Source organism: Thioalkalivibrio thiocyanodenitrificans ARhD 1, assembly GCF_000378965.1.
GTDB classification, from domain to species: Bacteria; Pseudomonadota; Gammaproteobacteria; order Ectothiorhodospirales; family Ectothiorhodospiraceae; genus Thioalkalivibrio_A; species Thioalkalivibrio_A thiocyanodenitrificans.
This window is the reverse complement of record NZ_KB900537.1, coordinates 47,800-68,130: the sequence shown is the minus strand read 5'-3', so window position 1 is coordinate 68,130 and position 20,331 is coordinate 47,800. Positions and strand designations below refer to the sequence as shown.

21 protein-coding genes are annotated in these 20,331 nt (G+C 62.4%); 16 read left to right on the top strand and 5 right to left on the bottom strand.

All coding sequences use genetic code 11. The features are described from left to right. Nucleotides 1-110 precede the first annotated feature (110 nt). From THITHI_RS0116585 to THITHI_RS19925, 16 genes are all read left to right on the top strand, one after another. The gene (locus tag THITHI_RS0116585) at nucleotides 111-2,216 is read left to right on the top strand and encodes an HD domain-containing protein (RefSeq protein WP_026186444.1); all 2,106 of its coding nucleotides are present in this window, start codon (nucleotides 111-113) and stop codon (nucleotides 2,214-2,216) included. A gap of 8 nt (nucleotides 2,217-2,224) precedes the next feature. Further along, complete coding sequence (locus THITHI_RS0116580) at nucleotides 2,225-2,518, top strand: hypothetical protein (RefSeq protein ID WP_018234205.1); 294 nt, start codon at nucleotides 2,225-2,227, stop codon at nucleotides 2,516-2,518. Beyond that, a complete protein-coding gene (locus THITHI_RS0116575; protein ID WP_018234204.1) occupies nucleotides 2,515-4,065 on the top strand; it encodes a type II secretion system protein GspD in 1,551 nt (516 codons plus the stop codon). The genes THITHI_RS0116580 and THITHI_RS0116575 overlap by 4 nt, the downstream gene beginning before the upstream one ends. Then, nucleotides 4,062-4,841, top strand: coding sequence for a hypothetical protein (locus THITHI_RS0116570; RefSeq protein ID WP_018234203.1), 780 nt, complete (start codon nucleotides 4,062-4,064; stop codon nucleotides 4,839-4,841). Before THITHI_RS0116575 ends, THITHI_RS0116570 begins: the two co-directional genes overlap by 4 nt. Then, nucleotides 4,841-5,221 (top strand): hypothetical protein, encoded by a 381-nt coding sequence (locus THITHI_RS0116565; RefSeq protein WP_018234202.1) that lies wholly within the window; start codon nucleotides 4,841-4,843, stop codon nucleotides 5,219-5,221. Before THITHI_RS0116570 ends, THITHI_RS0116565 begins: the two co-directional genes overlap by 1 nt. Nucleotides 5,222-5,262: 41 nt before the next feature. Next, nucleotides 5,263-5,586 carry a hypothetical protein gene (locus THITHI_RS0116560; RefSeq protein WP_156820676.1) on the top strand — a complete coding sequence of 108 codons (324 nt, stop codon included), beginning with the start codon at nucleotides 5,263-5,265 and terminating at the stop codon, nucleotides 5,584-5,586. A 161-nt stretch (nucleotides 5,587-5,747) separates the two neighbouring features. Further along, a complete protein-coding gene (locus THITHI_RS19930; protein WP_018234200.1) occupies nucleotides 5,748-6,209 on the top strand; it encodes a hypothetical protein in 462 nt (153 codons plus the stop codon). 153 nt (nucleotides 6,210-6,362) lie between these two features. After that, entirely contained in the window at nucleotides 6,363-6,599 is a 237-nt protein-coding gene (locus THITHI_RS0116550) for a hypothetical protein (RefSeq protein WP_018234199.1), read from the top strand. A gap of 15 nt (nucleotides 6,600-6,614) precedes the next feature. Then, complete coding sequence (locus tag THITHI_RS0116545; RefSeq protein WP_018234198.1) at nucleotides 6,615-8,114, top strand: GspE/PulE family protein; 1,500 nt, start codon at nucleotides 6,615-6,617, stop codon at nucleotides 8,112-8,114. Nucleotides 8,115-8,122: 8 nt separating this feature from the next. Next, nucleotides 8,123-9,295 carry a type II secretion system F family protein gene (locus tag THITHI_RS0116540; protein ID WP_018234197.1) on the top strand — a complete coding sequence of 391 codons (1,173 nt, stop codon included), beginning with the start codon at nucleotides 8,123-8,125 and terminating at the stop codon, nucleotides 9,293-9,295. Nucleotides 9,296-9,367: 72 nt separating this feature from the next. Then, nucleotides 9,368-10,120 carry an HDOD domain-containing protein gene (locus THITHI_RS0116535; RefSeq protein WP_018234196.1) on the top strand — a complete coding sequence of 251 codons (753 nt, stop codon included), beginning with the start codon at nucleotides 9,368-9,370 and terminating at the stop codon, nucleotides 10,118-10,120. A gap of 71 nt (nucleotides 10,121-10,191) precedes the next feature. After that, nucleotides 10,192-11,247 carry a TraU family protein gene (locus THITHI_RS0116530; RefSeq protein ID WP_018234195.1) on the top strand — a complete coding sequence of 352 codons (1,056 nt, stop codon included), beginning with the start codon at nucleotides 10,192-10,194 and terminating at the stop codon, nucleotides 11,245-11,247. A 223-nt stretch (nucleotides 11,248-11,470) separates the two neighbouring features. After that, a complete protein-coding gene (locus THITHI_RS0116525; protein ID WP_156820674.1) occupies nucleotides 11,471-13,732 on the top strand; it encodes a conjugal transfer protein TraN in 2,262 nt (753 codons plus the stop codon). Between the two features lie 88 nt (nucleotides 13,733-13,820). Then, complete coding sequence (locus tag THITHI_RS0116520) at nucleotides 13,821-15,872, top strand: hypothetical protein (protein WP_018234193.1); 2,052 nt, start codon at nucleotides 13,821-13,823, stop codon at nucleotides 15,870-15,872. Nucleotides 15,873-15,876: 4 nt separating this feature from the next. Continuing rightward, on the top strand, nucleotides 15,877-16,599 hold the full coding sequence (locus THITHI_RS0116515; RefSeq protein WP_018234192.1) for a hypothetical protein: 723 nt from the start codon (nucleotides 15,877-15,879) through the stop codon (nucleotides 16,597-16,599). Then, entirely contained in the window at nucleotides 16,596-17,441 is an 846-nt protein-coding gene (locus tag THITHI_RS19925; protein ID WP_198005656.1) for a TrbC family F-type conjugative pilus assembly protein, read from the top strand. The genes THITHI_RS0116515 and THITHI_RS19925 overlap by 4 nt, the downstream gene beginning before the upstream one ends. A 74-nt stretch (nucleotides 17,442-17,515) precedes the next feature. Here THITHI_RS19925 and THITHI_RS0116505 read toward each other — a convergent pair whose 3' ends face one another. The 5 genes from THITHI_RS0116505 to THITHI_RS19340 all read right to left on the bottom strand — a co-directional run bounded on the left by THITHI_RS0116505 (nucleotide 17,516) and on the right by THITHI_RS19340 (nucleotide 20,288). Then, nucleotides 17,516-17,833, bottom strand: coding sequence for a hypothetical protein (locus THITHI_RS0116505; RefSeq protein WP_018234190.1), 318 nt, complete (start codon nucleotides 17,831-17,833; stop codon nucleotides 17,516-17,518). A gap of 51 nt (nucleotides 17,834-17,884) precedes the next feature. After that, on the bottom strand, nucleotides 17,885-18,256 hold the full coding sequence (locus THITHI_RS0116500) for a hypothetical protein (RefSeq protein WP_018234189.1): 372 nt from the start codon (nucleotides 18,254-18,256) through the stop codon (nucleotides 17,885-17,887). Next, a complete protein-coding gene (locus THITHI_RS0116495) occupies nucleotides 18,247-18,690 on the bottom strand; it encodes a hypothetical protein (RefSeq protein WP_018234188.1) in 444 nt (147 codons plus the stop codon). The genes THITHI_RS0116500 and THITHI_RS0116495 overlap by 10 nt, the downstream gene beginning before the upstream one ends. Before the next feature lie 253 nt (nucleotides 18,691-18,943). Beyond that, nucleotides 18,944-19,777, bottom strand: coding sequence for a metallophosphoesterase (locus tag THITHI_RS0116490; protein WP_018234187.1), 834 nt, complete (start codon nucleotides 19,775-19,777; stop codon nucleotides 18,944-18,946). Then, nucleotides 19,770-20,288 (bottom strand): PH domain-containing protein, encoded by a 519-nt coding sequence (locus tag THITHI_RS19340; protein WP_018234186.1) that lies wholly within the window; start codon nucleotides 20,286-20,288, stop codon nucleotides 19,770-19,772. The genes THITHI_RS0116490 and THITHI_RS19340 overlap by 8 nt, the downstream gene beginning before the upstream one ends. Nucleotides 20,289-20,331: the final 43 nt, after the last annotated feature.

Below are 20,331 nucleotides of genomic sequence, written 5' to 3'. Positions count from 1 at the left end.
CTGTATACTGACAGTATAGTCTAAATCGACATGTAATAGCAAGCCGTTCTGTCGCTATACCCTGAACATATCCCCCGTATCGGACGGGATTTTTGTTTAGGCAGCCCCTTATGCGACCAACTCTTGCTCGAAGCGCCTTTGTCGTCACTCTGTTCTGGTGGATCGTCGGACTGGTGAAGTTCTCCGCCGGAGATCCCGCAAACAACCTCTCCGCGGCGCGCCGGCTCGCCGAGACCCTGCCATGGCTGGGGCTGGACCTTCCTGAGAGCGTTGCCGCACATAACGCGATTCACGTGCAGATCCAGGTCCTGTCCTACTGGACATTGCCCTTTCTTCTGGTTGCCGCAACCATCGCGCTGATCGGCTACTCCTCTGTCTGGATCTCCGCATTCAGCACCCATCGCCAGCGGGTGTGCCGCGAGCAAGGCAAGGGGGATTATCGGGGGCTGCGCGTCAATCTCGGCGCATTCCCGCAGCCCCCGGAGTTGCCCAGGCGCACGGTCAAGCTCAAGGCGGCAGGGCCTGTGGCTACGGCGCTGGGCGCCATGCCTGAGGGCGCCGCGGAGCTGACTCGCGAGGTGCTCGGGACGATTGCCGCCCACTCCGAGGCCTATGTCGGCGAGGGTCACGGCGAGGTCACCTTGCTTGAGCACACGCTGAGAGTCATGCGCAAGGGCTTTGAGATCGAAGACATGGATCCTCTGCTCCCCCTGGTCCTGGCGGCCCACGATCTGGGAAAAATCACATCCTACCTCAAGCGTGGCGGCAGCTGGGTCGTCACGCGCATGCATGACAAGGAATCGGCGCGCCTGATGACGCTGCTGCCCAGTTATGTTCGACTCTGCGAAGAGGATCGCACGCTGGCACGCCTCGCCGTGCGCTACTCCCACTCAATCTGGCAGGCTCCGGTCGAGGAATCAATGGTCGATCGCCTGAAGGGGCTCGTTTCCCAGATGAAGCAGGCCGATGGCAAAGCCACCGGGGAGGAGAAGAGCGAGTTTCTCGAGAATCTCCCTCTCCCGGAGATGGTCTGGCGGGCCTTCAGCAAGGCGCTCTGCGAGGTTTCTCTACAGGTGCCGGGGCTGCCGAGAAAGATCAAGGCGGCGGGCTGGAAGGTCGGCGACCGGCTCTACCTGCTCGAGCTTGCGATCCATAAGGCCGCCATGAAGCATCTGGATTCCCATACCAGGGCGGCGCTGGGGGAGAATTACCGCCAATACAACAAGATCGCGCCCTTCTCGATGGCGCTGATGGAGCAATTCAATGAGCGCGGCTGCCTGGTCAAGCGCGTAGGCGAGGCAAAGCTTGGCTGGGAGGATGCGCTGTGGAAGATCCGCGCCGGATCGCTTGAGTTCAACGGCGTCATCATCATCGACCTGGCGCAGGCCGAGGAGCTCAAGGCGTTGCTGCCCGGCGAGGATACGCTCTACGAGATCGAGGTGCTGGCGCCGATGTTTGTCGCCCCCGGGATGCATGTCATCTCCGGCGGCAAGCTGCCTGACGCGATCCTTGGGTCCAAGAAACCCGCCAAAACCAATGCGCCGGGCGAGAAGAAAGCCCCTGTAGCCCCGGACCCGCCGGAGCCAGAATCAGCGGCAGGCGAGTCGGCGATCGATGAATTGTTCGGGGACCCGCCGGCTGACTCGAGCGGGGCGCCAGCGCCGGCGAGCCCGTTGCCACCGGCCGACCCTGTGGTCGCCTTTGACGATGAGATCGTCCTGAACCCGCCGCAGGCTGAGAAAACCAATCCCCCCTCCCCTGCCGAACCCGACAAGGCCGAGCCGACATCGACTCCGAAGGCACGGCCCGCCCCTGAGACGGTGATCAAAAACGGCAAGACTCGGCGCGTGGTGGTTCTGGCAGAGCCCGAGGCGCCCGCCAAGGCCGAGTCCGCGGGGCAGGAGCGCTCGGACGCCCGTTCGACCGCGCCCACGGAACCTGAGGCGCCCGCCGCGGCGCCGCAAGACCCCGGAAAGCAGGGCGACGAGAGGGCGCCTGAGGCGGCCCAGGCCACGACCGACAAAGCGCCCTCTCAGGCCCTGCAAAAGCCACCCGGGCGGCCTGGAAAGCGCTCAGGCAAGGGGGTCAAGCTCAAGTCAGGCAAGAACCCGCTGAAGGGGCTGCTCACCGATAAAGGGATGGGCGTAAACACTGCAAAATTATTCTCTACACCTGCTCGCAGCAAGAAAAAACCCGCTGCGACCAACGAGGATTAGATCCGATTATGAACAAGCCAACGATTGCCCTGATTCTCATGGGTTTTCTCTTTGTGAGCGCCAGTGCCACCGCCGATAGCAGGGATAATCCATTCCTGAAGCCGGGGACCGTCAATCCAGTGGCGGGGCCTGCCGGAGAGATCCCGCCTGAGATCGAGCCACCTCCGCCGCCTGCCTACCACCAGGATCCTCCGTCCGGCGCACGCCAGATCGGCACCATCAACGGATACGCCGTTTTCCATCATAGCGAGAGCGGGCGTTATGTCCTGCAAGCGCTCGAGGCACGAGGAGGTTCCCAGTGATCAACTTTCGCAAGCTAACCCTTGGTGTGGCGGTTCTGGCGTTGTTTCAGGGATGCGCGAGCATTCCCACCGATCTGTCGTTGCCGGCCGAGTCCGAGATCGTCGATCAAGCAACCCAGGACTGGGCGCTCACCCCGGCGGTGGTCGAGGCAAGAGCGCGCAGCGGGATTACCGTCACGCAGCCCAACCGGCTGCCTGCGGCGATTGCCAACAGCCCGATCGAGATCACCCTGGAGCCCGGCACGACGATCGGAGACTTCATCGCCATGCTCGGCAATATGAGCGTCCCCGTGACCAGCGCCTCTTCCGAGATCCTCGCAAGGCAGCTCTTCATCCCCTCCTACAAGGGCACCCTTGGGGAACTGCTCGAGGTCATCGGGGACACCAATGAGCTGGCTGTGGAGTGGCGATCCGGGTTTGTGGTGTTTGGCGAGAGCGCCCGCTACCAGATCACGCTTCCTCAGGACGAGGCGCTGCTTAGCGGCGTGAGAACGGGCATCGAGAGCATTGGCGCCAGTGATGTCAGCGTCTCCCAGGGCGCGGGGCTGATCAGCTACCGTGCGACGCCGGAGACACAGCGCGCCATCGAGCCGTACATCCAGAGAATCTCGCAAAACGCAGGCCTGGTCGATCTCCAGGTCGCGGTGATCAATGTTTCTCTCAATCGTGAGCGCCACCAGGGGCTCAACTGGAACACCTTCGCACTGCGCCTGGGCGATGCGCCGATCGGGCCGGGGCCAGGGATCCCGGATCCCGGCGGTGCACCGGCGATCCCCGGGGCACCTGGCCCTCAGGAGCCCGCCCTGGAGGCCGGCGATGATCCGTTCGATTTCGGCCCGACCTTGTCTGAGCTCGAGAACGGCGAGTCCCCGGATCCGGGGAACGGAGGCGTCATCGAGGATTCGATTCGTACGGCAACGGCGCTGCTGAGCTCCGGGGGCCTGAGCGCAAGCGTGGTGCGCGATCAGTTCTCGCTCAGCGGCATGATCAACATGCTGTCCACCTACGGCAGCGCGCAGACCATGCAGAACGTGAACCTGAAGTCGCTTTCCGGCCTGCCGGTGAGATTGCGCTCAGGGCAGTCCGTGCCTTACGTGGGCGATGTCGGGGTTTCCTCGGTGAGTGATTCGCTCAACACTTCGTCGACGCGCACGGACACCGTGGAGACCGGCCTGACCATTGAGATGACGCCCTTCTTCGATGCCGAAAGCGAGCTGGTCACCGTTGATCTCGATCTTGAGCTCAAGAGCCTGCTCGGGTTTGTGGAGCTCTCCGCGGGGCGAGAGGTTGGCTCGATCAGTCAGCCCAATACACAGGACCAGTCGTTCAATTCCCTGGTGCGCATCCGCGCCGGCGACACGGTGATCCTTGGCGGTATCGTGTACGACCAGATCAGCGACAACCGCTCGAGTCTTGCGGGCCTTGACCGGTTTCGCACCGCCAGCCAGAACAGGAACGTCAACAAGAACGCCCTGTTCATCGTGATGCGCCCCAGCGTGACGATCTATCGGGACATGCTGGTTGACGAGCGGGTGGTGCGTCCATGAAGCAGCTCCCGATCCGCTACATCGCGGGGCACATGCCGGGGCTGTCCGTCAAGGACGGTACCGCGTTTGTCCATGCTTACATCGAGCGCAACATCGACGCTATCGATGCGACCGGGTACTGGGTCCAGAAGTACGAGGATGGCATCCTCTACGAGATTCAGGAGGGCGGCAAGGGGCGCGCGCTGCTGCCCTCGATCCTGAAGAAACTTCAGACCGAGGATGCCGTGATCATCCCGACCTCCACCCGTCAGGTCAGGCTCGGCTTCACGGAGCGAGGCTTTCAGTGCCTGCTGCTGCCGGAATCCTCAGTCGAGGAGGAGACCCCGGGCATCAAGGGCGGACCGAAGCTCAAGCCCGCCAAGGGCGATGCCAAGGGGTGGGTGATCTCTGGCGGCGTGCTGGTCACGCTCGGGCTGATCGTTGCCATCAGTGGCAGCCTGATCAATCGGGTCACGACCCTTGCCCAGGATTACAGCCTGGGGATGCACCTTCAGACCGATATCGTGGAGTATCTCCAGATCCTCTACCCCCGCGCCACGGCGCCGGCCTTTGCCACCTCGACGCCTGCCGAGGACCTGCCCATCGCGCAGTGGGACCGCATTCTACGCGAGCAGGCGGCTAATGAAGCCGAGCGCTCCTACGTGACCGCGCTTCGCTACAACTCCCAGACCAAGCAATGGCAGGTGGATCTGGAGGCCGTGGACTCTGACGACCCCGGGGCAAATGATCTCTCCAGACTGCCTCCGAGGCCGTCTGCTGCGCGGAGGCGAAATTGATGAATCGCGATGTGGAAGTCACCAACAAGCTCGTTGGAGTGGCTCTGATGCTGCTTGGGCTCGTAATGCTCGGCTTTGGCGCCTACCAGCTGTTCGACTACCCCGAGCCCGCGGCGGATCCTGATCTTGTCAAGATGCAGATGAGCAATCGCTGCGAGGCTTCCCTGAATCAGCTGAAGATCCCGTTCTCGGCATCCGGGGGATCGATCAACACCCCCAAGGAGTTTGTCCTGAGAGAGCGTGGCGTCGACTCCCCGAAAGAGACGCTGACCAGAGCCTCGCTGGCCCTTCACGCCTGTCACGGCTACCGGATCAAGAGCTTTTGCTTCGGCTCCGCCTGCCCGGGCATGGGCCTCGTTATGATTATGGCGATCGAATAAGGGCGCTGGTGATGCTTCAGTGTCCGGAGACCGATACGCCCGTGTTTCGCCGCAATGTGATGAAAATCGCGGCAGAGTTCAAAGCGCTCGGAGGCACGCTTAGCGATGTGCGAACGGTCATCACGCGCACCGCCTCCGAGATTCTCAATGAGCCCGCCTTCCAGGCGCCCGAGCTCGAGGGGTTTCGAAAATCACTGCTCAATCATTACAACGAAGCGATCTCTGGCGGTTTTGAAAGCGCGATCGCCTTTCATTTGAAGAGCATGGCGATGTTGCAAGAGGCGGCCGGCCGGGAGAGCGCGCCCGGGGACTTAGGTGATCCGCAAGACAGGGCGGAGAAGAGGCCGCCTCCCGCTTCCATCTGAACAAACGCCCGCCTCGTCGCGGGCGTTTTGCTTGTGGCGCGAAATTTTTTTCACTCGATGTGCAAATTTGCACACTCGGTGACTATACATTCATGCAAGTCCTGCGGGAATACGCTCGCAGGACGCAATCAACCAGAACAATCCGTGGAGGATTACCCTACATGTTTTCTCTGATCATCACCATCATCTCGATCGCCCTGATCGCGGCTCTGGCCCTGGCATCCATTTACTATGGCGGCACGGCCTTTACGCAGGGTGGCGCGAAGGCCAATGCGTCCGCCATCGTCAACCAGGCCATGCAGATCTCTGCTGCCCAGACCATCCACGCCGCTGACAACGGTGGCACCTACGCCTCCGACGTGGCCACGCTGGTGAGCGAGAACTACCTCGCCTCCGAGCCCTCCCTGCCGAACGTGCTGGCCTCCGGCTGGACCACCGCCGGTACCTCCGCCACTGCTGTCGTGAGCGCCGGTGAAGTCTGTGACGCCGTCAACGACAACATGGGTGTGAGCACCCGTCCGACCTTCGACGGTAGCCAGGATCCCGTGTCCAGCGTGATCACGGGCCAGTACGGCTGCGCCGAAGACACCGACGCCGAAGAGCTGGTCTTCCACTTCAAGTAAGACGTTCGTGGCTTTCAAAGCCAGTACGGGAACCCCCGCCTAGTGCGGGGGTTTTCTTTGTGCAAAGGCCGCCGGGTTTTACCTATACACGGGGGCGCCGATGGCGCCTTTGAGCTGCAATCCGGCAGCGTAGCCTCAAAAAAGGTAGAGAAGATGTCAAAAGCGGAAAAAGCCCTCAACTCGCGCTTCATGAAAAGCGCCGACTGGATCATCGCACTCGGCTGTCTGGCGTTCGGAGCGTTCCTGCTGCTCACCAAGGGGGTGAGTCTCGATGGGTCGCTCTGGGTTGTCGGCGGCAGCATCGGATTGTTTTTTGCCTGGTATCGCCCGGCTCCGCGCATCGCAGGGTGGATCCGCTCGCGCCTGGTCGGCACCCGCAGATCGGCGTAACCGGCCGTGCAGACGATGAGTCAGCCACAAGAACCGCGAAAGCGCCTCGGCGAGCACCTGATCGAGCGCAAACTCGCACGTCCAGAGGCGATCGAGGCGGCGTTGCTCGAGCAGAAAGTCTCCGGTGAGCCGCTCGGATTGATCTTGGTGAGAAATGGATTTATCCGCCACCGGGATCTGATCAAGACCATCCTCGAGGTCGCGCCCGAGCGCATCATCGGTGAGCAGGTATTCACCACCCAGGTGCCGGCGGAGTTGCTGGTGCGACTGCGCGCGATGCTCATAGCAGAAACCGATGACAAGCTCATCGTCGCAACCCTCTCCCCGGAGCAGGAGGTGCGCTCCGAGCTCGCCCCTTACTTCCCGGGTCTCGAGATTCTCTTTGTCGCGGTAACCCCCGAGCGGCTCGACGAGTACCTGGAGCGGCTTCAGTCCGATATCGACGATGAGGGCGCGGTGGTCGACGTGATGCTTCGCCGAGCCCTGACCGAGAACATCTCAGACGTGCACATCATCCCCAGGTTTGCCTCCTATACCGTCCTGTTCCGCTATCTCGGCGTGCGCCACATCGCGCACGAGGGCTCTCTGGAGGAGTACAACACGCTGGTTGCGCGCATCAAGGATAGGGCGCGCATGGATCTGGCGGAACGCCGTGTCCCGCAGGATGGCGGATTTCAGGTCGAGCAGAACGGAAAGATGGTCGACATGCGCGTGGCCACGTTACCGAGCCCTGACGGCGAGATCGTGGTCATCCGTCTGCTTGATCCTGACAGCGTCCAGCCGTCTCTCGATGGGCTGGGCATCACGCGCGTCGATCATTGGCGAAGCGCGGTATCCCGGGCAGACGGGCTGTGCCTGATCTGCGGGCCCACCGGCTCCGGCAAAACCACCACCCTGAACGCGACCATCCGGGAGATGGACCGCTTCGGGCGCGCGATCTACACGGCCGAGGATCCTGTGGAATACAGGATGCCGTTCACGGGGCAGATCAACATCAACACGGCGGTGGGGCTCGACTTCTCGCGTAGCGTGCGTGCGTTCATGCGCGCCGACCCGGACGTGATCTGTCTTGGCGAGATGCGTGATACCGAAACCGCGAGAAACGCCATCAAGGCCGCGGAAACCGGACACCTTGTGCTCGCAACCCTTCACACCGGATCCATCCGTGGCGCAGTGGATCGTGTGCGCGATATCGGAATCGAGTCGCACGAGCTCAGGTATCTCTTGCGCGGCGTGTTGGTGCAGCGCCTGGTGCGCGTGATCTGTAAATCCTGCAATGGCGAGGGATGCCCCGAATGCAACGGGGTCGGCTACTCCGGGCGCTGCGTGGTGTCGGAAGCTCAGTACTTCCAGAGCGTGAACGAGGTTGACGCGCTGATCGCCGGCGAGCGCTCCTGGCCGGAGATGATCGAGGATGCGGTGCTCAAATGCGCCGATGGCATCACAGACCGGCGCGAGATCCTGCGCGTGTTCGGCGCAGAGGCCGAGCCCTATCTCAAGCAGCACGGGCTCTAGGAGGGCGCATGGCGATCTATCAAATCAGGATTCAGGCGAAGAAAGGTGGTGTGCGAACCATCGAGGTCGAAGCCAACAAGGTGGAGGATGCCAAGCGCATCGCCAAGCGCCAGGGCCGGCCCCTTTCGGTGAAAAAGCGCGCCACGTTCTTCCCGACGCGCGGCCTGACGCCGGCAGAGCGCCAGACCTTCTTGCAGCGCCTGGCTTCCATGCTCGGCTCGCGCGTTGGCGCGGGCGAGGCGCTCACGCTGCTCAGAGACACGTTCTCCGGCAGAATCCGCACCGTCTCGAACAACCTGCTGAGGCGGGTGGAGGCCGGAGAAGACATCCCTGAGGCGCTCGAGGCGTTCAGTCCTCAGGATTTCCCGATCACCACGGTCGCGCTGATCAAGGCGGGCTCGCGCGCGGGCGACACCTGGAAGTCGCTTCAGGATGCGGCGCGATTCGAGCTCGAGATGCACCACATCAAGAAATCCTCCGGAAAGGGGCTTTGGTCCGGAATCGGCGGCTTCGTGCTTGCAGCAATCATCACCGTGATTTCCACGGCCTACATCGGCCCGGAAGTCATGAGCAGCCCAATGATGCAGGCGATGTCAGACTCGATCAACATCGGCTGGCTGTTCGTGGTTGGCGATATCGTCACCTGGATCATGGGCACGATGCTCGCCGGGCTGGCGTTTCTGGTGCTGCTCGGCACGCTCGGGCGCCAGTGGATGCCCAATCTGGCGGACAAGCTCATCATGAAGATCCCGTATTACAAGGATCTCGTGCTCTCGCGAAACAACTACATCGTGCTCTATGGCCTATCGATCCTGATCGGATCCGGGGTACGCATGGAAGATGCCTTGAGCATGTCCCACAGCACCGCGCCGCGTGGCGCGCTCAAGGAGGATCTCGGCAAGGCGCTCGAGGCGGTTCGTGTCGGCAAGCCATGGCCCACCGCGATGGGTACGCTTCACCCGACCGATAAAGCGGCGCTGGCGGCCTCTCAGGACCGTGAGCAGATCGCCGCGGCGCTCAACGTGCTCGCCACCCAGTACCGCGAGATCTACGGTCAGCGTCTCGAGACCTTTGTGCCCATCATGCAGTTGCTGGCCGCGCTGTTTTTGTCGATCGCCGGCGGACTTCTGTTCGGCATGACCATCCTTCCGATGCTCCAGGCGACAGAAGGGGCGTTCTAGGGCTGTTTTGGTATCGAAGGTCGAATCCGGCCTCGTGGCAATCCACAACGATTTCTCTGGAGTCTGCAAGAAGTGAGTGTGTTCACCCAAAAGCTTAAAGAAGGGAATCTGCAACTGCCTGAGCTTCCGGAGGTGGCCAGGCAGACGCTCGAGCTGGCCCAGGACCCGCGAGCCACGCGCGCCCATTTTCTCGAAACACTCGAGGCAGATCCGGCGGTGGCCGAGCGTATCGTCCAGGTGGCCAATCCGGCGCCTGAGAGCGCACCGGCCGTAATCGAGGATCTGGAGGGCGCGGTGGCGCGTATCGGGCTCAAGCTACTCCCGCACATGGTGATCGGGCTGGTCCTGGGCCGGCTGCACAACGCAGCCGACCCCTGCATCAACCGCACCCTCGCGCAGCGCTGGAGAACCTCCGTGTGGCGGGCGCGCGCGGCCCGGGTGCTCAGCGAGGCCTACGCCGCGCATCTCAGGCCGGAGGTGGCCTACCTGAGCGGGCTGGTGGCGGATGTAGGCAGCTGGCCTGTCCTGATAGGCCTGGAGCGAGAGATCGCGGCCGGCGAAGAGATTGAGGATATCTCAGGTCTGCTCGAGGAGCACTCAAGCGATGTCGGGGAGTTTGTTCTCAGTCAGTGGGGATTCCCTGAGCATGTGCTGGAAGCCGTCGCGCAGCATCGCAATCCTCAGTACGAATCCGGACGGACTCACCCGGATTACGTGGATCTGTGCATCGTGGCGCATCTCCAGGTCAGCGGCGTGGCGGATCAGGATCTCGCGCATGCCGCTGCGTTCAGAAAACTGGGGCTTGGCGCCAGCGCCAAAGGCTGATGCTGCAAGCGCCCTGCCCGGCTCCCGTGTTCGATCGCTATACACACCATACCCCGATCAATGGCTTACCCATGAACAAGACCGCCACATCTCGAAGCACCACCTTTTATCGCAGGCGCCTGACGCTCGTCCTGTCGATCTTTCTTTTCCTGGCGGCGATGAATCCGCTGCTGGCCCAGGCGAGTCCGGAGTGCCAGGGGCGGCTGTTCAATCCGATCAGCGATGTCAACTGGAACAACATGTTCCCGGTAACGATCGCCGGGATGACGATCTCATCAGGCAGCAACAGCAACCCATCGATCATGCACATGCCCGCGGTGTGTACATGCCCCGGCAGTTTCGGTATTCCGACCCCGGGGCTGGGAGTCACGTACTGGGAGCCCACCTACGTTGCCGAGGTGGCCCGCGAGCCGGGCTGCCTGTCGACGCTCGGAGGTGTGCGTGCCCTGCCCTCGAGCTTTCGGCGCATGGCCTCGGAGCAGCGCGACGGCACGGAAGCGCAGGCCGGCGATGAAGTCACCCGGATGCAGGTGCATTGGTACATCTACCCCGTCTTCGCGGTCCTGAACATGATGAGCACGCTGACCTGCGCGGCGACCTCGGGCTTCAACCTGGCGGATCTCACCCCCATCGATCCCACATGGCAGGATGATGCCTGGGGCGCGGTCTATAACCCCGAGGGGATCATGTTCGCCAATGTCATGGGCACGCTCTCCTGCGTGCCGGATGCGGTCGCATCGAGCTTCGGCAAGCCCATGGACAACCTGTTCTGGTGCTCGGGCTCCCAGGGGATGGTCTACCCGTTGACAGGCAACTCCCAGTCCTACACCAGCCCCCAGGGCGGGAACATGCACATCCTGGCGAAGTACGTGGCGAAGAAACACCGTATGGCCGGCCTGCTGGTCACTATCGGCCCCGGGGCACGATGCAATTCCCTGTACTCGCCCTTCTGGCTCAAGAGCCAGTACCGGCTCGACCCCATTGCCCCCAACCCGTTGAACCGCACGGTGGTGTTCGGGATGTCCGAGTTTCGCTGGGGGCTCGCGCCGCCGGCAAACAATGCCGTACGGACCGATTCGGCCTATCTCGTCTGGGTGGGACGCCAGTGCTGCCTCCAGTTCTTCTAAGTCCTGTTCTGCGCGCAAGGCACTGTATTTCGAGCCAATACCTACACCGCCCCTGCTCTGGCGCGAGGGGCCGGAAATATTCGCTATACACCCGCAGCGGCGACAGATGCCGCGCCTGCCTGTGAAGGAGATCTAAGGCCGCGGCGGCGCTTTGGCGCAAGCCTCGGGCTGCTCCGAGAGAACAGGAGCCCGATCGCCGTTCGCTATCTCCGGTACCTCGCTCATGACACATGTATTGGCCGATCAACTCCCACTTACCGTCTCGCGCTGGCGCGCATTGTGGCTGTGCGTGGCCGCCTTGTGCCTGTTGGCGCTCTCGGCGTTCTCTCATGGGGTTTCCGCCAACGTGAACACCTACACGGCGTGTTACTTCATCGGCGAGGAGTGTGTCGACACGGAGCCTCGCATCATCGAAGGCCAGCTGGTCGTGCGCGAGTGCTGGGAATACCAGCGAGACTACACCTGTTTCGCAGAAGAGAGCTCCTCGTGCAATATCGAGGAGCTCGAGCAGGATGGCTGGAGCAGAACCGAGATCCACAGCGAGGAGTACACCCTGCTCGACAACGGGGAATGGACCAAGCTGCCTACCTCATGGGTCGAGGTCTGGGAGACGAGCGTCGACAACTGCGAGCTCAATGATGTCTACGGGTGCGTTCTCATCGAGGAGACCGAAACCCGCACCGAATACCTTTGCCACACAGGCCCGATGCCGCGCTGCATCAATGACGACGACTGCCTGCTGCTCGAATACGAGTGCATCGAGGAGGAAGAGGGTCTGTGTCTTGCGGTGACGCAGGAGTACAGCTGCGTGCGGGAGATGTGCAACAGCAGTGACGATATCAATGAGCTGCTCGGCGAGGATGGCGAGGGCTTTGAGAAGGCGCTGGCGGTCTCCGCGCTCTTTGACCTGATCCAGGAAGAAGGGAGCATGATTGACGGCCAGCTCCGCCTTTTCAGCGGCCAGCCTCGGATCTGCAACTCACTGACCAACTCGTTCATCCGCTATATCGAGACGCAAGCCGCCATCCTCACAGGGATCAGCGCCTACTTTGGGCCCTGGTGGTCGGCGCTGCTGACCGCCGCGGCCGGGGGCTCGGTTGCTCAGATGGCCAATGATCTCAAGTGCTGCCAGGACAACCCGGAGAACGTGAAGCTCAACCCCTTGATCGAGTACTGCGATCAGGATGATGTGAGCCTTGCGGCTGCGCGCCTCGGCAAGCGGGCCTATCAGGTGTGGCCGGCCTGGGTGCCCACGGATAACTGCCTGACCATTCTGGGGCCGTTTGGACCCCCGAATGCGCCGGCCGCCGGTGACATCAACACCTGCCGGCAGATCACTTCGCACTGGACGCGGCCCTGGTCCTACCTGAACCAGAAGATCCAGGTGGACCGCTATCAGGCGTGGTGCGAGTTCGACTCCATGCTTGCGCGCATCATCCATGAGCAGGGCCGTGAGCAGATCAACGAGATGGCGGCCATGGGCGCCGGCAATGCCCAGAGTATCCAGATGAACTTCTCGTTCTGGGCTCCCACCGGGCGGTGGACGAATCAATACTTCGTCAACCAGAACCGCGTCGCCGCCTGGCAGTGGGATCAGCGCTGTCAGACCGAGGAAGGCGGTGGCCTGGAGATGATGGGGTCGATCACGTGCCCGGTGTTCCCGGATGTGCCGCTGGCGGTGTGCTCCAAGCCGGAGACGGGTTGCGGCGCCATGCCCGTCGATCCGTTCGACAGATCCTCCGGGTGGGATATCTATTTCCTCCCGGCTGAGGATCACGCGGTCAAGCCCGTCAATCGCTACGTGATCCCCGAGGGCGGATGCTTTGACAACAGCGCGTGTCAGTACACGATCCACGCCTGGCCTGCCGGGCGCAGCGGGCAGTTGCGGGCGCCTATCGATATGACCTGGCCCATGGTGTTCAACCGCACCGCCTGGGGCGACTACCGCTGGGCCTACGGGGATGTCCACATCGAGGCCTTCACCTGGAACTCGCTCGATGATCCGCAGAACCCCTACCCGAGGCTGCGCTACTGCCGAGGCAGCACGGAGCATTGCAGAACCGCGAACCATGGGGCGTGGACGGAGCTCAACGTGCCCAACCCGATCAGCAGCGCCCAGCACACGATCCTGTTCAACCCGCATACCACGCTGACGGGAGAGTGCTCCGGCAACGATTGCCACTATCGAGCCATGTTTACGCTCGATATCAATGCAAAGCCCTGGTTCGATTACTCGGAGAAGCAGTACCGCCCCTGCATGCTGCGCGTCTTTGGCCGGTGTCTCTCTCGTGCCAGCACGATCCATGACCGGCGCTACCAGCCGCTTTGCGAGGGGTTCACTCTGGATGAGTTCATGGCGCTGGATATGGACAAGATCGACCTGAGCGAGTACGTGGAGTCGCTGCTGACCGCTACCCGGGAAGATGCCAGAAGGGCGGCCGAGGATCTCCTGTTTGACCTGATGCTCGATTTTGAGGCGCCGTGAACGGGCGCCCTGGCCAGCGGCTCGGCCTCGCAAGAGGGTGGCGCGCCTTCCCTATACCAGAAACGAACCTCTAACCGGATTTGCCTTCATGTTCAGACTCGTGTGCACAGCCATCGTCATCGGAGCCCTGCTCGCGTTCAGCGCGCCGGCGGCGTCGATGACGCCTGCTGAGGCCGAGGCCGGCCGCAACCAGGGCAGGATGCTCGGCACAGGCCTTGGACGCGGCTTCGATCCGCAGGGCGCGCGCCAGGGTGTCGAGGATGCCACGGGGCTCGGGCAAACAAAGACCCTCGGGGGCTACGATCAGGATACCCGTCACGAGGTCCACAGGACCGTGCGCGGCACGCTCAAATGCGAGGTCGGGGCCCGATCCGCCATCGGCGGGGTGGTCTTTCAGGTCCAGGCCTGCTCCGAGACCGAGGCCGTGATCTCTGCCTGTGATGTGCCGATGATCCGGGGCACGATCTGTCAGGAGGAGGACTTCTCCCCCGGGCGGGCGGTACATGCCGGTGGGACGGCTTTTGAGGGTGATCCCCTGGAGGGGCGCCACCAGATCAGCTTGAGCGAGTGCGAGGACGGGTTCTGTGAATTCGAGATCCGCTCGGAATGGGAGCGCACCTTCAGCGGGGGCGGCCTGGACGCGCAGGCCGAGCAGTTCCTCTCGAGAGGGAGCCTGGTCGATGATATCAAGGATTCGCGCGAGAGCGCGGCGTACGCGTTGAGTCGACTTGAGGCGCGCAATGCCGCGGATTGTAATGTGGATCGCCTGGAGATCCTGTCCGAGACGGGGGAGATTCCTCTCGCGTGCGACCCGAACGATCCGCGCCGAATCTGGATCTACGACCCGAACCAGGTCGATGGCATGTGCACGACCGTGCGTACGCTTGAGGCCTGCAACCAGGCCTTCCCGGTGGAGACCTATGTCTGCGAGCAGGAGGAGCAGGAGTGCGAGTTCGAGCGCCCTGTGGTCGATGCGGGCTGTGAGTACTGGCTTGAGATTGACACGACGATCAACATCCTTCCTGGCTTCGATGTGGCGTGGCAGAGAAACAGCACCCCGAGCGACGCCTATCACCCGGTCGGGTTGACCGGCGCCGGCAACCTGCTCGCCTACAACACCACCCCTGGGGGCATCAACAGGATCGTGGAGATGGATCAGGAGACGGGCACCATCATCAGAACGGTGCGCAATCTCGGCTCTTACTCCCAGTCGCTTGCCGGAGATGTCGCGCTTGAGACCGACACGAACTTCGTTCACTCGCGCTACACCAATTACGAGGTCAGCAGCAACATCCATACCGGCGCGGGAAGCTATCTCCAGCAGATCACCGCCTCGGGCGGGCTGAGCTGGCAGACCTACCTGGGCGTCAACCGGACCGTGCACGCGACATTCGGCGGCCTGAGTGGAAGCTACGTCGGAGTGCTGTCGGTGCGCCACGACGCGCAGGAGACCGGAATCTACTTCACGGTGCACTACACCTCCACCGGCGGCTTGATGTCCAATCGCACGATCCAGGTATCCACGCAAGGCTCGCTCGAGGATCGCTCTTTCGGCGTGCGCGTGGTGCAGGATCCCACCAACCACCGAATCATCGACATCTACTCCTATATCGAGACCCCGGGCACGGGGGGTGGCGAAGGCGACGGCGAGGGTGAGGGTGAAGGTGAGGGCGAGAACGGCGGGGGTGGCTCTGGGCATGTGCGCGAATACAAGCACCACAAGATCAACGTGGACTTCGGGTCCCTGATCGCCCAGGGCGACTCCAATGAGGCCGAGTTCAGCAGCGCGCACCCGGGTGCGGGGTACTTCTATCCGCCCATCGGGGAGTTCTACTACCGATTCAATTACGCCAACAACCAGTCGACGCTCGAGCAAAGGCGCAAGTCCAATGCCGCGATCGTGTACCAGTGGACGCCGGTCCCGGACACCATCAACGGCCTCTCGGTCTCGTGGATATCCGGCGTTGTCATGGACACAGAAGGCAATCTGTACGTGCGCCACTCCGGCGGCGGCGGGCGCCTGACCAAGTTCGAGCCGATCAAGGAGTACATCTTCGAGGATCGCTGGGAGAACAACTGTCAGATGCTTGATGGACTTGACCCCGGCGAGTGGCTTGATGACCCGTTCGAGGAAGGCTGAGGTGATGATTTCGAATAACTTTCAGGCAGGGCTGCGCCTGGCGGCGGTCATGGTCATGGCCCTGCTGCTGAGCGCCCCTGGCGCGGGCTTCGCGCAGGCGGTGGATCTCGGCCAGCATGCACGCCTGTTCGATATTAAAGAGGAGGATCTGCGCCGGCGGATCGCGCGTGAGCTGCTCGAAGCCCCGAACCCCGCTGCGGCGCTGGCGCAAAGTGCAGACTCCTACCTCAACCAACTCGAGCCCGCGCGCCTGGGCGTAGCCCAGCGCACCCGGACCCGGTGGCAGGACCCCTCTGTGATCGCCAAGGAGGATATCGAGGGCCCGATTCATCAGAGCGATGGCTCATACGAGTGGGGGGTGCTGGTTCGCGCGGGCACGCGCCACAACCCGCTCGACTATGTGCGCCCCGCCACCAATATGCTGCTCGTTGACGGGCGCAGCGAGCAGCAGCTGCGACTGGCACTGGATACGCTACAGGCCACGGACCGGGTCAAGGTCGTGCTCACGGCCGGCAACCCAGGGAAAGTCAGCGAAGTGGCCGGCGAGCCGATCTTCTACGCGGACAGCGCGTTTATCGAGCGCTTTGACATCCGGGCCACCCCTTCGATGATCGGGGTGGGGGAAGGTTCGCGCAGCCGGTACCTGGCAATCACCGAGTTTTCCGAATCAGACATGACGGTGGCGTTTGTGCTCAGCGCATGGAACGGCATCGCGGAGGAGCCATGAGACAGTTCCTGTTAGCCGCTACGATGCTCGCCCTTGCGGGCCTTTTCGCGCCCGCGCTGGCGCAGCCGCCCTCCTCCGTGCTGAGCGAAGAGCATACGCGCCTGTTCGGGGATAACTGGACCGATGTGGAGCGCGACGCCTACAGTGCCGCGCATGAGATTCTGAGCGGCGGCGCCGGGCAGAACGTCGACAAAGAGGCGCTGCGCGAGATTACCCGCAGAAGCCTTGGTATCGCCGATGACGCCATGCAGCAGGCGCGAGACAACGCCCTCGGCGCGCTCGGCGTCGATGATGAGCAGGGCCGGCTGTATGTCTTTGTCTCAAGCTCCATGCCGCGTGAACTGATTCAGGCCTACTCCCTGGAGGCGATCTGGTCGGGGGCCGTGCTGGTGTTTCGGGGAATCCCGGAGGATCAGGATCTGGCGGGATTCCTGACCGGATACCTCAACGAGTTTGTCAACGAGAAAGGCGGCACGGCCACGATCCAGATCGATCCGAGGCTCTTCGATGTCTTTCACGTCACCGCGGTGCCGACCCTCGTGTACAGCGAGGTCGATGAATTCGAGATCTGCTCCGATCCGGTCCAGTCGGTGGAAAAGGTTGAGGGCCAGGAGATGGCGTGGAATCGTTGCTACCAGGCCGGGCCAGAGGACGGGGCATTCTACAAGCTCTCCGGCAATGTCACCATCCACTACGCGCTGGAACGCTTCCTTGAGGCCGGAGTGCGGGGCGCCCAGGCGCGCTACCAGGCCCTGACATCCCAGGGATTCTGGTCTGGCATGCTCCAGCGAGACTTCGAGGGGGAATGGGACGAGATCCCTCTGCCGGGGGCTGATCGCTAAGGCGCGCCCTCTTCTCCTTCGCGGCGGTTTGCGGGCACAGAAAAACCCTCCGGGAGACGGAGGGTTTTTTGAAACTACACGGCGATAAGAATCTGGGCGGGGATCTGGGCACGGATCTCTGCGAGCTCGCAGCACTCCTCGTGTTCCGGCACCAGGACGAGGTCCTGGCGCATGACCCCTTCACCCTTTCGACCCTCGGGCGTGATGTTGAGCGCACCCCATCCGATGGCGTACTCCAGCGGACCGTACATCTCGAGATCCTTCTCGAAGTCCCCGGTGAACGGGCCATTCTCCGGCAGCGCCTCGCCATCCCGGAAGTTACTCCAGAACTCACAGGCGATATGCCCATTTCTGTAGGCTTTACGGGCCTTGTTGCATGAGAAACAAGCCATTGATTGCCTCCTTCTTCTGGCGTGTGTTGTCCTCAAGAGGTATAGGTACAATCACCGCCACGCAGCCGCGTGGTGCGCAAGGTTGGCAAGCAGGATCAAGGATAGGGAAGTCAGGGTGGCACCGGCCAGAGAGGCTGTCTGCGCCCCCTCGAGCGAGGCGATCGCCCAGGTGAGCATGGCCACGAGAGATAAGGCGGATGCGTGGCTCAGGCGCGCTCTCAGGCGGTGTCTGAGCCGGTTGTCGCGCCTGGCCTTGAATTGCCACAGGGCCTCCAGCGGGAGCGCAAGAGCGGTGACGCCGGCGTAGAGCTGCACCAGCAGCGTCAGATACCCGCTCGGCACCACGCTTGCCACCAGGAAACCAAGGATCACGAGCAGCAGCGTCTCGATGATCTTGATCTTCTCGAACTCGCTCAGGCGCATCGGGCTCGACCGAAACCGCAAAGAAAGGCCCGCGGAGGGATCAGCTGCATCACGTTGATGTTGTAGATGCTGTGCCCGGGGCGGATTCGGTAGGCGGAATGCACCGCCTCCCCCTCCCCCACGAACACCGCTTCCCGCATGAAGCGAAGCCGCGAGATCCCGCCAACCAGCCAGAGGCGGTTGAGGGGGTACTCGTAGGAGCAGAAGAAGAAGGAATCAACCGGCTCGTGCGCATGGGCCTTGGTGATCTGCATGGAGTAATGCGACAGGATCGGGCCTTTGCGCTTGACCGCCTTGACGCCGACGGGATACCCCTCGATCAGCAGATCGGGCTTGCCGGCGGCCGTATCCTCGTCGAGGTGTTCAACCTCGAGCCCAAGGCTCTCGATATGGCGGACCAGACAGATCTCCGCCAGTTCTCCGAGATGGCGCATGTCGCCTTTGCGCTCCTGGAACCGATTTCCGTAGAGCTGGTCACGCCGGCACCTGAGCGCTATCGCGCGTCCGATCTCTGACTCCGAAGGGTTCAGATACACAAGGTCCTTGACCGGGCATCCTGGTCCAGTTTGTGACATACGCGCTCGCTCCGCTTGTTCAGGGTCCTGCGGTATAGCGAATGCGCGAGGCGGTCTTTCATTAAGGCAACGCGCCGGCAAGGCGGCGCTCCAGGGGTGGCGCGCGAGGGGCTCAGAGATGGATTGCCAGGTCATCGTCGAAACGCAGGCCTTCACCGATGCGCACGTACCCGAGGGGGTTTGCGAGCATGCGCGTCCCCTCGATCTGCATGTTGACCGGATTATGGGTATGGCCGAAGCACCAGAGCGCTGGGCGGTGCTCGTGGATCAACGGCTCGAGGCGAGAGCAGGCCCAGGCGCCTTGCAGGCGCTGAGCTCTCCGGTGCTCCTCACTGACTTGCTCGCAGGGAAGGTGGTGTGAGACGACAACCGTAGGGCCGGGATGCGGCTTTCTCAGCTCTGCCTCAAGGTACTCGGCGTGCGCCGCATGGGTGCTCAGCCAGTGGTCAACCGTCAGAGGCCGGCGACCGCGTGGGGTTTGCACGAGAATCCGCCTGAAATCCAGTATCTTTTGCACATCCAGGCAGAGAAGTGGATCGGCGTTTCTCAGGTCCGTCCAGAGGGTGGCGCCGATGAAGCGCACGTGATCGATGGTCGCGGCGCCTGGGCAGAGAAGGTGCACGTTCGAGATCCCTGCCTTTGCGAGCGCCTCGACCCAGCGCTGCTCGATCTCGCCCATGACGACGTCGTAGTAGTCATGATTTCCCGGAACGACGACCAGCGCCCTGAATCGATAGCTGAGCCCTATCAGCCAGCCAATGAGATCGTGGGGGTTGTGCAGGTCGCCGGGGAGCACCAGCACGCTCTCGGCATCCTCTTCATGAGGTACGACCTCAAATCGGCCGTGGATCTCTTGATGGATATCGGAGAGAAGCCTCAGGCGCAGGCGAGATGTCTGTGCGTTGCTCATGGAGCGGGGCGTGGTGAGCTTGTAGGGCTCAATCACCGTCCTGCTTCATCTGGCGCCGGGCGCGATCAGCGTTCTCGATCACGTCACGGCGAAAGCCATTGGGATCCGGGATGTGCTTGAAGCTTCCCCGTTGGGATCCCGTGCCTGTGATGTGCAGAGTGCCAAAGCGCAGGATCATGGCGATCAGGTGCTGATCGACCGATATGGTCTCCACGCGATCGATCATCAGCTCGAGCGTTTTGCGGTGAATCACCCCGTTTTTCAGCATGACCCGGCGATTGGTGACGGCAAACTCCTCGAACCGGTAGAGCAGATAGGCGTAGGCGAGGTGCACCAGGGCGGCTGCGAACAGGTAAGGCGAGGCGTTGGAGACCGATGAGGTGATCCCCGAGAAAGCCGAGGCCTCATCGTGGTAGCCGAGCGCGCCGGCCCACAGGGCAAGCGACAAAAACAGCACCAGTATGGGCCAGAAGAAGATGATCGGGTGGGCGTGCGAGAAACGGATGAGTTGCTCGTCAGGCAGAAGCTCTTTCTTGATGTAGCTCATAAGGAAACCTTGATGTTGTGGGTTCCCTTGTGTAGCGAACAAA

Coding starts and splice junctions, on each gene's coding strand:
- THITHI_RS0116585 (WP_026186444.1), top strand. CDS start 111: ATGCGACCAACTCTTGCTCGAAGCGCCTTTGTCGTCACTCTGTTCTGG.
- THITHI_RS0116580 (WP_018234205.1), top strand. CDS start 2,225: ATGAACAAGCCAACGATTGCCCTGATTCTCATGGGTTTTCTCTTTGTG.
- THITHI_RS0116570 (WP_018234203.1), top strand. CDS start 4,062: ATGAAGCAGCTCCCGATCCGCTACATCGCGGGGCACATGCCGGGGCTG.
- THITHI_RS0116565 (WP_018234202.1), top strand. CDS start 4,841: ATGAATCGCGATGTGGAAGTCACCAACAAGCTCGTTGGAGTGGCTCTG.
- THITHI_RS19930 (WP_018234200.1), top strand. CDS start 5,748: ATGTTTTCTCTGATCATCACCATCATCTCGATCGCCCTGATCGCGGCT.
- THITHI_RS0116550 (WP_018234199.1), top strand. CDS start 6,363: ATGTCAAAAGCGGAAAAAGCCCTCAACTCGCGCTTCATGAAAAGCGCC.
- THITHI_RS0116545 (WP_018234198.1), top strand. CDS start 6,615: ATGAGTCAGCCACAAGAACCGCGAAAGCGCCTCGGCGAGCACCTGATC.
- THITHI_RS0116540 (WP_018234197.1), top strand. CDS start 8,123: ATGGCGATCTATCAAATCAGGATTCAGGCGAAGAAAGGTGGTGTGCGA.
- THITHI_RS0116530 (WP_018234195.1), top strand. CDS start 10,192: ATGAACAAGACCGCCACATCTCGAAGCACCACCTTTTATCGCAGGCGC.
- THITHI_RS0116525 (WP_156820674.1), top strand. CDS start 11,471: ATGACACATGTATTGGCCGATCAACTCCCACTTACCGTCTCGCGCTGG.
- THITHI_RS0116520 (WP_018234193.1), top strand. CDS start 13,821: ATGTTCAGACTCGTGTGCACAGCCATCGTCATCGGAGCCCTGCTCGCG.
- THITHI_RS0116515 (WP_018234192.1), top strand. CDS start 15,877: ATGATTTCGAATAACTTTCAGGCAGGGCTGCGCCTGGCGGCGGTCATG.
- THITHI_RS19925 (WP_198005656.1), top strand. CDS start 16,596: ATGAGACAGTTCCTGTTAGCCGCTACGATGCTCGCCCTTGCGGGCCTT.
- THITHI_RS0116505 (WP_018234190.1), bottom strand. CDS start 17,833: ATGGCTTGTTTCTCATGCAACAAGGCCCGTAAAGCCTACAGAAATGGG.
- THITHI_RS0116500 (WP_018234189.1), bottom strand. CDS start 18,256: ATGCGCCTGAGCGAGTTCGAGAAGATCAAGATCATCGAGACGCTGCTG.
- THITHI_RS0116495 (WP_018234188.1), bottom strand. CDS start 18,690: ATGCGCCATCTCGGAGAACTGGCGGAGATCTGTCTGGTCCGCCATATC.
- THITHI_RS19340 (WP_018234186.1), bottom strand. CDS start 20,288: ATGAGCTACATCAAGAAAGAGCTTCTGCCTGACGAGCAACTCATCCGT.